Origin of the sequence: Bifidobacterium pseudolongum subsp. globosum, from assembly GCF_000741295.1 — a bacterium.
Taxonomy (GTDB): domain Bacteria; phylum Actinomycetota; class Actinomycetes; order Actinomycetales; family Bifidobacteriaceae; genus Bifidobacterium; species Bifidobacterium globosum.
In genome coordinates, this window is sequence record NZ_JGZG01000008.1 from 124,202 (window position 1) to 136,779 (window position 12,578).

Genomic DNA, 12,578 nt, shown 5'->3' on the forward strand with positions numbered 1-12,578 from the left:
TGATGTTGGTTCTCTTTTGCTCAGCGCGTCCTCGCGCTGTCGACTCCTCCATCGTACGCGTTCTTTACCGGCGAAAAGCGTCGAAATGGCGTGAGCTAGCTCACAAATGCCGTTTTTGGCTGTGAACTAGCTCACGAATGGTGTGGAGAACCGGCACAACGCCGTCTGGAGACTACTTGGCGCCCCAGCTGTTCCACTGGTGGTCTTCGTCGTCCCACTGCTTGTTGCGCGCTTGGGCGGTCTTCAACGCGTCCATCGCGGCTTCGCGCGTGGGGTACGGTCCGATCCGGTTCTGCATCGGCGACTGCGGCCCGAGCTCCACCTCGCCGGTCGCCGTGTTGTAATACCACTGCTGTGGATCTGTCATGTTGGGCCCTTTCCTCTTTGGATGTCCGTATGCCGCGCGACCGCACGACCGCTATTCCCCGCTATTCACGGAACGCGCTCGTGACGGGCAGGCGGCGGTCGCGGCCGAATGCGAGCGCGCTGACCTTCGGCCCGAGTGGGTACTGGCGGCGCTTCCATTCGGCGCGGTCGACAAGGCGTATGACCGTCGAGACGGTCTCGTCGTCGAATCCGTCGGCGAGCAGGTCGGCGCGGCCGTGCGCGTGCTCGATGTATGCCTCGAGCACGCGGTCGAGCAGCTCGTACTGCGGCAGCGAATCGCTGTCCTTCTGCCCGGGGCGCAGTTCGGCGCTGGGGGCCTTCGTGATCGAGTTGACGGGGATCATCACACCGCCGGGCAGCTGCACGCCGGCGTCTCCCGCCTCGTTGCCGACGACGTGCAGCCCGCCAACGCCCATGCCCGCGGCGGCCGCGCTGTTGCGCCAGCGCGCCAGCTGCCAGACCTTGGTCTTGAACACGTCTTTGATCGGCGCGTAGCCGCCCACCGCGTCACCGTAGATCGTCGAATAGCCGCAGGCGAGCTCGGACTTGTTCCCGGTCGCGAGCGCGAGCACGCCCTTGGAGTTCGAGTAGGCCATGACGATGACGCCGCGGATGCGCGCCTGCAGGTTCTCCGCGGACACGCCGTCCAGCGCGAGCTGCTGCTGGAACGCATCGTACATCGGTTTGATCGGCTGCACGTCGTAGTGCGCCCCGATGTTGGCGGCCAGATCGGCGGCGTCGTCTTTCGAGCCTTGCGACGAATACATGCTCGGCATCGAGATGCCGTACACATTGCCGCCGCCCACCGCGTCGGCCGCCATGGCCGCCACGAGGGCCGAGTCGATGCCGCCGGACAACCCCAGGCACACGCCGGTGAAGCCGTTCTTGGCCATGTAGTCCTTGAGTCCCAGCACGCATGCGGTGTACACCTCTTCGTCGGGATCCATGCGCGGCGCGACATCGCACGCCTCCTGGCGGTCGCGGTCCGTGTCGAGTGTGAAGTACGCGAGGTCCTCCATGAACATCGGCGAACGCTGGAGCAGCGTGCCGTCCGTGTCCACCACGAAAGTGCCGCCGTCGAAGACGAGGTCGTCCTGGCCGCCCACCTGGTTCACGTAGATCATCGGCGCATGCACTTCGGCGGCGCGCCTGCGGGCCAGGTCGAGCCGGGTCTGGGTCTTGCCCTCCTCGTACGGCGACCCGTTGATCGTCAGCAGCACGTCGATGTGCTCCGCGGCGAGCTCGGCGACCGGGCCGCCGTCCTGCCAGATGTCCTCGCAGATTGCCAGCCCCACGCGCACACCGTCGATCGAAAGCACGACGTGCCGCTCACCGGCGGAGAAAATGCGGAATTCGTCGAACACGCCGTAATTGGGCAGGAAGTGCTTGTCGTACCCGGCCCACACCAAGCCGCCGTGCAGCACCACGAGTCGGTTGCGCGGCTTGCCGTTGGCGTGGTCGGTGCCGACGGTGCCCACCACCACGTACAGGCCTCCCATGCCTTCGCTTTCGAGCTGTGCGGCCAGTTCGTTGGCTTTGTTCCATGCGGCTTCACGGAATGTGGCACGCAGGGCCAGGTCTTCGATCGGGTAGCCGGTCAGGGTCATCTCCGGGAAGACGACGACGTCGGCGCGCTCACGCGCCATGCGGGTGGTTGCGATGACTTTGGCGGCGTTGCCGTCCAGATCGCCCACGCAGGTGTCGATCTGCGCAAGCGCGAAACGTGTTGTGCTCATGCTCCCCTAGTGTATCCGCTCACCACGCGTTACGCGTTTCGAATGATTCACCGGGCGCCGCTTACGCGCAGGGCGTCAAGCACGTCGAGCGCGGCGTTCGCGTAGAAGTCGGCGCCTGTGCGCACCGTCTCGTCGAACCCCACGAAGCGCGGGCTGTGCCAATCGGCGCATCCGGGCGTGCCGTTCGACCCGACAAATGCGAACACCGGGCGGGTGACCTTGGCGTATTCGGCGAAGTCCTCGCCGGCCATCGACGGCATGATCGGCGCGAGGCTCGCGTATTGCGGGATATGCGCGCACACCGGCTCGATGAGCGCGGGGTCGCTGACGAGCGGGTCCTGGAAGTCGTCCCAGTCCACGCTCGCGGCGATGCCGTAGGCCGCCGCCGTCTGCTCGACGATCGTGCGGAACCGCTCGGCCGCCAGATCGCCGTCCTCGCGGTGGAAATAGCGCACGGTGCCTTGGAAGCCGGCTTCGGCGGGCACGACGTTCCACACGTCGCCCCCATGCACTTCGGTCACCGAGACGACGAGCGGGTGGAACGGCGTGACATTGCGGCTCACAATGGTCTGCAGGCTCATGATCATCGAGGCCATCGCCTCGAGCGGGCCGGTGCCTTTGTGCGGATAGCCGGCATGGGTGCCCTGCGCGTGCAAGGTGACGCCGAAGCGTACGCAGCCGGCCATCATCGGGGCGGTGCCCGCGGCGAGCGTGCCGGGCGCGTAATTGGGATTGTTGTGCGTGCCGATGATCGCCTTGACGCCGTCGATGAGCCCCGCGTCGATCACGGCGCGCGCGCCGAGCCCCAGCTCTTCGGCGGGTTGGAAGATGATGCGCACGGTGCCACCGATCAGTTCGCGGTGCGCGCTCAACCAGAACACCGCGCCCAGCAGGCTCGCCATGTGCAGGTCGTGCCCGCAACCGTGCATGACGCCGGGGGTGACGGACGCGAAGTCGAGCCCGGAATCCTCGTGGATCGGCAGGCCGTCGATGTCGGCGCGCAACGCGACGGTCGGGCCTGCGTGCGCACCGGTGATCTGCGCCACGACACCGGTCTCCATCGGGTTCGCGAGCACGTCGATGCCGCGGTCGCGCAGCACACGCTCCAGATAGGCGCTCGTCTCCGTCTCGTGGAACGAACGCTCGGGGTGCGCATGCAGATGGCGGCGGATTGCGATCAGTTCATCGGTGAGCGCGATGCGCGCGGTGATGGATTCCATCATGGGTCCTTTCGGCGAATGGGTGAAGTCGGCGGGCGGGCGCGCTCAGCGGCGCAGCAGACGCTTGGCGATGGCGTTGGCGATGGCCTGCACGACCTGCACCAGCACGATCATGATGATCACGGCCGTCCATGTGACGGTCTGGTCGAACTTCTGGTAGCCATAGGCGATGGCGAAGTTGCCGAGGCCGCCACCACCGATGTAGCCGGCCATGGCCGACATGTCGAGCACGCCGATGAACAGGAACGCGTATGCCAGGATGAGCGGGGCGAGCGCTTCGGGGATGAGCACGGTGCGGATGATCGTGAGCTTCGATGCGCCCATCGCGCGTGCCGCCTCGATCACGCCGTGGTCGACCGGCACAAGGTTCTGCTCCACGAGGCGCGATGTGGCGAAGGTGCACATCACGACCATCGGGAAGATCGCCGCCGTGGTGCCGATCGACGTGCCCACCACCTTGATCGTGAGCGGCTGCATGGCCGCCAGGAAGATGATGAACGGGATCGGGCGGATGATGTTCACCAGAATGTCGAGGATGCGGTAGACGACGCGGTTCTCGAACAGGTTGCCGGGACGCGTGCCGTAGAGGATGACGCCGAGCACAAGGCCGAGCGCACCGCCGATCACGATCGTCACCAGCACCATCTGCAGGGTCTGCACGACCGACTGCGCGAGCAACGGCCGCAGCACGGTCCAGTCGCTGCGGCTCGCCAACGCCGCACCTGTCTGCATGGTCAGCATCTGCATCATGCACACTCCTTGTTCTCGGATTGTTCGTCTTCGGGGTTCATCTCCACCACGTCGTCGACCTGTTCGAGCATCTCGACGTCGTTGGCGAGGGTGTGTACCTCGCCGTCCGCATCGGCGCCTTCGGCGGGCACGGCGAGCTGCGCGCGCGCCACCGCCTGCGCATAGTCGACCGGATCGGCCCGGGTGCCGAAGTCCACAATGTCGCTGTCTTGCGCAAGCTGCGTGAGGAAGCTCCCGATATGCGCGTCGTCACCGCTGAATTCGTAGGTGACCGCGCCGATCGCCACACCCTGCACGGTGTCGATGCCGCCGTACAGCAGACTGCTGTGCACACCGTAGCGCGCGATGAGCTCGGAGATGTTCTGCCCGGACGCCGGCACGAGCGTCGCGCCGGCGGCGTCGGTGATGTCACGCTGGCGGATCACGACGGTCACGAGTCGGCCGGGCCACTGTTCGTGCATCGTCTCGACGCGCGCCGGGTCCGGCAGGCCGTCCATGGCCGTGGTGATGAACCGCTTGGTCACCTCCTGCTTCGGCGCGGCGAACAGGTCGTACACATCGCCCTGTTCGACGACCCTGCCCGCGCTCATCACGGCCACGCGGTTCGCGATCTGCTGCACGACGTTCATCTGGTGCGTGATGAGCACGATCGTGATGCCGAACTGTTCGTTCACACGTTTGAGCAGGTCGAGCACCTCGGACGTCGTCTCCGGGTCGAGCGCGCTCGTCGCCTCGTCGGCGAGCAGGATCTTCGGGTTCGTCGCCAACGCGCGCGCGATGCCGACGCGCTGTTTCTGGCCGCCGGAGAGCTGGGAGGGGTATTTGTTGGCATGGTCGGAAAGCCCCACGAACTCGAGCAGCTCCGCCACGCGCTTGTCCTGGTAGTCCTTGCGCCAGTGGTCGAGCTTGAGCGGGTAGGCCACGTTCTGCGCGACCGTCTTGCTGGAGAAAAGATTGAACTGCTGGAAGATCATGCCGATCTTCTGGCGCACCGGCCGCAGTTTCGATTCGCCCATCGCCGAGACACGCTCGCCGAGCACGGTGACCAATCCGCTTGTGGGCTGCTCGAGCGCGTTGATCATGCGCACGAGCGTGGATTTGCCGGCGCCCGAATACCCGATGATGCCGAAGATGTCGCCGGCGCCTATGCTCAACGACACGTCGTCCACGGCGCGCGTCGACTGTTTGGAGCCGCGCTGCCTGAACTCCTTGCTCACATGGTCGAACACGATGATCGGTTCGCTCGTCTGTGTCATGATACTGCCTTCCACCTGATGGCCCGGCCGCCTGTGCAGGCCGTGGCCGGCGTGTGACGATGCTACAACAGTGGGGCCGAACGGCCCGTGCGCCATTGTAGCGAACGGTGCCGCTCGGCCCCACTGTGGGCACGGGCGTCAGTGCTGCTTGATGTCGTTTTCGATGTCGGTGAGGTACTGCTGCAGCTGCGCCGTGGTGAACTTGTCGGCGAACACGGCGGTGCCGCCGGACTCCTCCTGCAGGGCGTCGAGCACCGGCTTCGTCTGGTAGATCTCGACGCACTTCTTGTACACCTCGTTGTTCACATCATCGGCGCGCACGGCGAAGATGTTGATGTACGGGCGTGACTCCTCGGATTCCGCGTCGTCCTGGTAGAGGGCGTCGGTGGGCTTGAGGCCGGCGTCAGCCACGTAGTCGTTGTTGATCACGCCCGCGGACAGGCCGCTTGAGCCCGCCTTGAGCGTGTTGGCGATCTGTTCGGCCTTCATGGGGACGACCTTGACCTTGGAATTCGCGGTGTCCACGTCCTGAGGGATCGTGAACGCCGTCCAATCACCCTTGAGCGTGATGAGCCCCGCGGCCTTGAGCACGCCGAGGGCGCGCGCCTGGTTGGTCTCGTCGTTCGGAATCGCCACTGTGGAGCCTGCAGGCAGCTGGGAGATGTCGGTGTACTTGGGCTTGTCGCCGTCGAACGCCGAATACAGGCCGAGCGGGTAGATCGCCACACCGCCGAGCGGCTGCAGGTTCTTCTTGTTCTGCACGTTGTAGTTCGCCAGATACAGCAGGTGCTGGAACTCGTTCATGTCGAGGTCGCCCGCATCGAGTGCCGGGTTTTCGCTCGTGTAGTCCTGGAAGTCCTTGATGTCGACGTAGATGCCCTGCGCCTTGGCTTGCTTGGTGAACTCCACCCACTGCGGGTCGGTGGCGCCGACCACGCCGATCACGACCGGGTTCGTCTCCGAGCCCTTCGGCGCATTGTCGTTCTTGTTCATGGCACGGTAGCCGAAGAAAGCGGCCACGGCGAGCGCCGCGACCACCACGACCGCGATCACGATGTTGCGTGCGCGGTGGTTGACGCGCACCGGTTCTTCGGTGTTGAACTCTGGGGTGTTGGATGGCATGGTGTTCCTCTGTGCTGTATTGGGTATCTTCTTGGCTTCTTCCGGCGGGTGCGCCGAACAACGTGTCCAACAATACGATGCCTGCCGCACGCCACACGCGGGCTGGGATATAGGGTTTGGTTATATAATCCGTTCAATCCTTGGTATCGTGCCGATTGCGCTTTCGCCGAACATTGCGGCGCCTGCACTTGCAGCCAGAATACGACTACAATCATCTCACATAGTGACCAATCGATGGCGGGGCGACGTGGACCGAAGGACCCCCACTCCCCCACGCGCGCTACAGTGACACCCATGATCACTGCACCAGATCCGACCGCCCCCGACATCCGCGCGGCGTTCTTCGACATCGACGGTACACTCACGAGCTTCACGACGCACGCTGTGCCCCAATCCACGGTGGACGCCCTTCATGCCCTGCGCGCGCGGGGCGTGAAGACCTTCATCTGCACCGGCCGCGCGCCCTCGCAGACGCCGATCGTGCTGGACGCGCTGCCGGTGGAGTTCGACGGCATCGTCGGCGTCAACGGCCAGTATTGCTGGGATGCCAACGGCGTGATCGGCGCCGAGCCGATGAATCCAGGCGACGTGCGCACGATCCTCGACTGGCTTGACGCGTACCCGAGCGTCGTCGCCTGCTTCAGCGAGGCGGACGCCACCTACTTCAACCGTGACTCCGCACAACTGCGCGCCATGTGGGTGTCGCTCGGCAAGACCGCGCCGCACATCGACTTCATCGACCCGCGCACGCGCACGAATCCGATCTACCAGATCAGTCCGTACATCGACACCGCGACCGAGGCCGAGCTCGTCTCGCTGTGCCATGCCGTGCGCGGCGTGCGCTGGCACCCCGACTTCGTGGACCTGATCCCCGCCGACGGCGGCAAGAACAGGGGTATGGAGCGCATGCTGCACCATTACGGCCTGACGCGCAGCCAATCGATTGCGTTCGGCGACGGCGGCAACGACATCGACATGCTGCGCTACGCGGGGATCGGCGTGGCGATGGGCAACGCGACCGACGAGACGAAGCAGGCCGCGGACTACGTGACCGGCAGTGTGGACGACGGCGGCATCGCGCAGGCGCTGCGGCATTTCGGCGTGCTCTGAACCGCATGCCGGCGGGTTGTTTTCCGGAGGGCTCAGCGGGCAGCAGGGACTGTGCTACGGTGAGAGGCTATGACAACTATTATCATGCACACCTCTGAAGGTGATATCCGTATCAATCTGTTCGACACGAAGGCTCCGCACACCGTGGAGAACTTTCTGGGCCTGGCCACCGGCAAGAAGGAGTGGACCGACCCGTTCACCGGCCAGCCTTCGCACGAGAAGTTCTACGATGGCCTCACGTTCCATCGCATCATCAAAGACTTCATGATCCAAGGCGGCTGCCCGCTGGGCACCGGCACTGGCGGCCCGGGCTATGACTTCGACGACGAGATCGACCCGACGCTCAAGTTCGACCGCCCGTATCTGCTCGCCATGGCCAACGCCGGCCTGCGCCGCGGAGCCGACGGCAAGGTGCATGGCACCAACGGCTCGCAGTTCTTCATCACCACGGTGCCCACCCCGTGGCTCGACAGCCACCACACGATCTTCGGTGAAGTGGCCGACGAGGAGTCGAAGGCCGTGGTCGACAAGCTCGACGCCGTGGCGACCGACGGGCAGGACCGCCCACTTGAGCCGGTCATGATCGAAGCGATCGAGCTCGTCTGACCCAAACGGTGTCGTGACGTCGCGTCACGACACATGGCCATGGATGCGGCGCATACGTGGTTGCGCCGCATCCTTGGCCCCGGTAAGCCTGTAGACGTCGAAGACGCCGTCGATCTTGCGAACCGCCGAAAGCAGTGTGTTCAGATGCTGTGGGTCGGCCATTTCAAAGCTGAACTGGCTCGTCGCCACACGGTCGCTGCCCGTGGCGATCGACCCCGAGAGGATGTTGACCCCGTGGTCGGAAAGCACGCGCGTCACGTCGCTGAGCAGATGCGGGCGATCCAGCGCCTCGACCTGGATCTTGACCATGAACAGGCCTTTGGCGCTCGTCCATTCCACTTCCACCACGCGCTCCGGCTCCTTGCGCTGCAGATTGATCATGTTCAGGCAATCCACGCGGTGCACAGACACGCCTTCGTTGCGTGTGATGAATCCGATGATGCTGTCGCCCGGCACCGGCATGCAGCAGCGTGCGAGCTTCACCCACACATCGCTGACGCCCTTGACCGAGATTCCCGGCGTGCCATTGTCGCGCTTGCGCTTCGAGGCGCGCAGCGGCAGCACCTCCTCTTCGGCCTCTTCATTGACCTCATTGGCGCCCGCGTCCTTGACGAGGTGCGAGATCACGTTCTGCGTGGAGATCTGCCCCTCGCCGATTGCGGCGAACACGGCCTCGGCGTTCGGCATGTTCACGTCGTCGGCCACACCGACCATCGCCTCGGGCGTCAGCAGGGCTTGCACGGGCAGGTTGCGTTTGCGCATCGCGCGCGTCAGCTCGTCACGTCCCTCCTCGATCGCCTCGGAACGGCGTTCCTTGCTGAACCACTGGCGGATCTTGTTGCGCGCCTTGGGGCTCTTGACGAAGCTGAGCCAGTCGCGTGACGGGCCGGCCGTGTCCGACTTGCTCGTCAGCACCTCCACGGTGTCGCCGTTTTCGAGTTTCGTGTCGAGCGGCACAAGACGGCCGTTGACGCGCGCGCCCATGGTGCGGTGCCCCACCTCGGTGTGCACGGCATAGGCGAAGTCCACCGGCGTGGCGTCCGCCGGCAGCGAGACGATCTTGCCCTTCGGCGTGAACACGTAGACCTCGGCCGCGCCAAGGTCCTCTTTGAGTGAACCGAGGAATTCATTGGAGTCCGGCGTCTCGCTCGTCCAGTCGGCGAGCTGCTGGATCCATGCCAGATTGTCGGATTCACTGAGCTCTTGGTTCTCACCACGCTGGCGATCGGTCTTGTCGGGCGTACTCAGCGCACGGCCCGCCTGCCCGTTCGCCTTGTATTTCCAATGTGCGGCGATGCCGAACTCCGCACGCCGGTGCATGTCCCATGTGCGGATCTGGATCTCGACCGGCTTGCCGCCCGGCCCGACCACCGTGGTGTGCAGGCTTTGGTACATGTTGAGCTTGGGCATGGCGATGTAGTCTTTGAAGCGTCCCGGCACCGGGCTCCACCGCGCGTGCACGGCACCGAGCACGGCGTAGCAGTCCTGGATCGTATCGACGATGATGCGCACGCCCACGAGGTCGTAGATGTCCGAAAAATCATGGCCGCGCACGATCATCTTCTGGTAGATCGAGAAATAGTCCTTCGGTCTGCCGGTCACATAGGCCTCGATGTGCAGGTCCTTCAGATCGTCGTGGATCTCGGCCACGATCTGCTTGAGGTAGACCTCGCGCTGCCCCGCGCGATGTGCCACGAGCATCACGATCTCGTTGTAGATCTTCGGGTAAAGCACTTTGAAGCTCAGTTCCTCGAGCTCCGTCTTGATGGCGTTCATGCCGAGGCGGTTGGCGAGCGGCGCGTAGACATCGAGCGTCTCGCGCGCCTTCTTCTGCGCGCTCGACGGCTTAACGTAACGCCAAGTGCGCGCGTTGTGCACGCGGTCGGCGAGTTTGACGACGAGCACGCGCACATCGCGGCTCATCGCCACGACCATCTTGCGGATCGTCTCCGCCTGCGCGGAATCGCCGTAATCCATCTTCGTCAGCTTCGTGACGCCATCCACAAGCCCGGTCACGGTGTCGCCGAATTCCGCACGGCACTCGTCGAGCGTGTAGTCGGTGTCTTCCACCGTGTCGTGCAGCAGGCCGGCCGCCACAACCAAGGGCCCCATGCCCAGGTCGGCCAGGATCTGCGCCACGGCAATCGGGTGGATGATGTACGGCTCGCCCGATTTGCGCCGTTGGGAGGAATGCTGGCGCACCGCACGCGCATAGGCGCGCGAGAGGATCTCCATGTCTTCGTCCGGATGGTGCTGACGGCAGATCGACAGGATCGGCAGCAGCGGGTCCAACGGGTTCTCGCTGATCTCGCACCCCAATATGTTCGCAGGCTGCATCTCATGCTCCGCGTGCGCCATATGCTCCTCCTGTCCCTCTGGTCCCTCATGCGCGCACAGCGAAGCGCAGTGCGCGGACGTCATCATTGTACGCGCGCGTGCGCCATGTGCTGCCGGTACATGTCACCGCCGCACGCCGCTCACACGCCCGTCGAGCCGAATCCCCGCTCGGCGCGGTCGGAACCAGGCAGTGCCTCGGCGGGCACGAACCGCGCCTCCACATACCGCTGGATCACGAGCTGCGCGATGCGGTCCCCCGGTTCGAACACCACCGTGTGCTCGGCGTCGAGGTTGATCAACGGCACCATAATCTCGCCCCGGTAGCCGGCGTCAATCGTGCCTGGGGCGTTGAGCACGGTCACGCCCTGCTTCGCGGCAAGCCCCGAACGCGGGTGCACAAGCCCCACATACCCCGCCGGCAGCGCGATGCGCACGCCGGTGTGCACGAGCGCGCGTTCGAACGGCTTGAGCTCCACATGTTCGGCCGCGCTCAGGTCGGCGCCCGCGTCGCCCGCGTGCGCGTACCGCAGCTGCACCGGGTGCGCCGGGTCGACGGCGCACACCAGCACTTCGGTCTGTTCCGGCTCGTTGTATGCGGGGTCGAACGTCATCAGGCCGCACACTCCTTGCACACAGGCTGGCCGTCGTCGGTGGTGTAGGCGAGCTGGCTGCGGTGCTTCACCAGGAAGCACTGCGAGCAGATGAACTCATCGCCCTGCATGGGGATGACGGTGATTGATGCGTCCTCATTGCTCAGATCGGCGCCCGGCAGCTCATAGTCCTCTGCGATGGCATTCTCGTCGTCATCCATGTCTGCGGCGGAATTCTGCGAGTTCTTGCCCAGTGCCTGCAGCGACTCCTCGTCCTCGTCCTTGTTGCGCGGGGAATCATAATCCTGTGCCATTGCGATTCCTTTCGATTGGTATGGCTTCGCCACACAATACACGGGTTTTCCCCGCATAGAATACACGATGTTGCGTAAACGGAAAATCCGACACGTGGGGCACAATGGAAACTGTTCACATTGTGGAAGAAACGAGGTGTCCTGTGCCAGCGGAATCATACCCGATTGCCCAGTTCGATCATGTGACCGGCGAAGGGGCGCTCGTCTTCTCCACAGACCACGGCTATTTCACCGTAGAGCTCAACGACGCCTTGGAACGGGCGATCCTCGAAGCCAAGCAGATTCGCGCCGAACAGCATGACGACAAGCCGGTGCACCAGCAGAGCACGCTGCCCATCTCACAGATCCAGGCGTTGATCCGCGCGGGCGCGGACCCCGATCAGGTGGCGCGCAAATACGCGCTCAACGGCGCGCTCGTGCGGCGCTTCGCGGCCCCGGTGGAATCCGAGAAAAACTATGCAATCGAGCAGTTCCTGCGGGTGCGCGCACCGAAGGAATCGCGCGTGCGCACCTTGGCCGAGCTCATCGAGCGCACACTCGTGGCCGCGCGCATCCCGCGCGAATCCGTGCAGTGGAAAGCCACGCGCCGCGGGCTCGAACCATGGCGCATCATCGCGTCGTTCCAATCCGCAGGCCACCCGATTCACGCCGAATGGTCGTGGAACATGCACGACAACACGGTGGTGTGCATCAACAACGCCGCACGCAAGCTCATCGGCGAGGCGGACACCACGCCGGCGGTGGGCATCGGCGACCAGGACGCGGCGCTCAATGAGGCGTTGCCCAACGCCGCCAATCTGCCGGGCGACTCCGCACGGTCCGCGCGCATCGAGATGACCGTCTCCGCTTGGAACGAACAATCGCAACCCACGCAGGGCGAACAGCGCAGTGAATCCACCCAGCGTGCGAGCAGCACGGAAGACCCCATTCCCGCCACACCTCAGGAACCGGTGCAGCAGCCTGAGGCCGAAGCGACAAAACTGGCCGACGATCACGCGCCGTCGTTCGACACCCCGGATGTCATCGATGTGCACGTCGAAGCCGTGCAGACCGAGCAGGCACAGCCCGTCAAACCGGCCCACCGCGGGCGCCGCTCCCCCATCCCCAGCTGGGATGAGATCATGTTCGGCAAGGCGCCGAAGGACTGAAC

General features: G+C 64.7%; 12 protein-coding genes. 3 read left to right on the forward strand and 9 right to left on the reverse strand.

What is annotated here, in order from left to right:
* Nucleotides 1-172: 172 nt before the first annotated feature.
* From BPSG_RS06195 to BPSG_RS06220, 6 genes are all read right to left on the reverse strand, one after another.
* Complete coding sequence (locus BPSG_RS06195; RefSeq protein ID WP_022858776.1) at nucleotides 173-367, reverse strand: hypothetical protein; 195 nt, start codon at nucleotides 365-367, stop codon at nucleotides 173-175.
* A gap of 61 nt (nucleotides 368-428) precedes the next feature.
* Entirely contained in the window at nucleotides 429-2,123 is a 1,695-nt protein-coding gene (locus BPSG_RS06200; RefSeq protein ID WP_026643973.1) for an NAD+ synthase, read from the reverse strand.
* A 47-nt stretch (nucleotides 2,124-2,170) separates the two neighbouring features.
* Nucleotides 2,171-3,334, reverse strand: coding sequence for a M20 metallopeptidase family protein (locus BPSG_RS06205; protein WP_026643972.1), 1,164 nt, complete (start codon nucleotides 3,332-3,334; stop codon nucleotides 2,171-2,173).
* A gap of 54 nt (nucleotides 3,335-3,388) precedes the next feature.
* Nucleotides 3,389-4,084 (reverse strand): methionine ABC transporter permease, encoded by a 696-nt coding sequence (locus tag BPSG_RS06210; RefSeq protein ID WP_230473189.1) that lies wholly within the window; start codon nucleotides 4,082-4,084, stop codon nucleotides 3,389-3,391.
* A gap of 5 nt (nucleotides 4,085-4,089) precedes the next feature.
* Nucleotides 4,090-5,349 carry a methionine ABC transporter ATP-binding protein gene (locus BPSG_RS06215; RefSeq protein ID WP_051592085.1) on the reverse strand — a complete coding sequence of 420 codons (1,260 nt, stop codon included), beginning with the start codon at nucleotides 5,347-5,349 and terminating at the stop codon, nucleotides 4,090-4,092.
* Between the two features lie 138 nt (nucleotides 5,350-5,487).
* Complete coding sequence (locus tag BPSG_RS06220) at nucleotides 5,488-6,471, reverse strand: MetQ/NlpA family ABC transporter substrate-binding protein (protein WP_026643970.1); 984 nt, start codon at nucleotides 6,469-6,471, stop codon at nucleotides 5,488-5,490.
* Between the two features lie 294 nt (nucleotides 6,472-6,765).
* Here BPSG_RS06220 and BPSG_RS06225 point away from each other — a divergent pair, with 294 nt between their 5' ends.
* Nucleotides 6,766-7,581: a Cof-type HAD-IIB family hydrolase gene (locus BPSG_RS06225; RefSeq protein ID WP_026643969.1), complete on the forward strand. Its 816-nt coding sequence runs from the start codon at nucleotides 6,766-6,768 to the stop codon at nucleotides 7,579-7,581.
* 69 nt (nucleotides 7,582-7,650) lie between these two features.
* Nucleotides 7,651-8,187 carry a peptidylprolyl isomerase gene (locus BPSG_RS06230; RefSeq protein ID WP_026643968.1) on the forward strand — a complete coding sequence of 179 codons (537 nt, stop codon included), beginning with the start codon at nucleotides 7,651-7,653 and terminating at the stop codon, nucleotides 8,185-8,187.
* A 24-nt stretch (nucleotides 8,188-8,211) separates the two neighbouring features.
* Here the strand turns inward: BPSG_RS06230 and BPSG_RS06235 are convergent, their stop codons facing one another.
* The 3 genes from BPSG_RS06235 to BPSG_RS06245 form a co-directional block, all read right to left on the reverse strand.
* On the reverse strand, nucleotides 8,212-10,545 hold the full coding sequence (locus BPSG_RS06235; RefSeq protein WP_026643967.1) for a RelA/SpoT family protein: 2,334 nt from the start codon (nucleotides 10,543-10,545) through the stop codon (nucleotides 8,212-8,214).
* A 119-nt stretch (nucleotides 10,546-10,664) separates the two neighbouring features.
* Nucleotides 10,665-11,135: a dUTP diphosphatase gene (gene dut, locus BPSG_RS06240; RefSeq protein ID WP_026643966.1), complete on the reverse strand. Its 471-nt coding sequence runs from the start codon at nucleotides 11,133-11,135 to the stop codon at nucleotides 10,665-10,667.
* Nucleotides 11,135-11,428, reverse strand: coding sequence for a DUF4193 domain-containing protein (locus BPSG_RS06245; protein ID WP_026643965.1), 294 nt, complete (start codon nucleotides 11,426-11,428; stop codon nucleotides 11,135-11,137). The genes dut and BPSG_RS06245 overlap by 1 nt, the downstream gene beginning before the upstream one ends.
* Nucleotides 11,429-11,571: 143 nt before the next feature.
* Here BPSG_RS06245 and sepH point away from each other — a divergent pair, with 143 nt between their 5' ends.
* Entirely contained in the window at nucleotides 11,572-12,576 is a 1,005-nt protein-coding gene (gene sepH, locus BPSG_RS06250) for a septation protein SepH (protein ID WP_026643964.1), read from the forward strand.
* The last annotated feature ends 2 nt before the right edge of the window (nucleotides 12,577-12,578 follow it).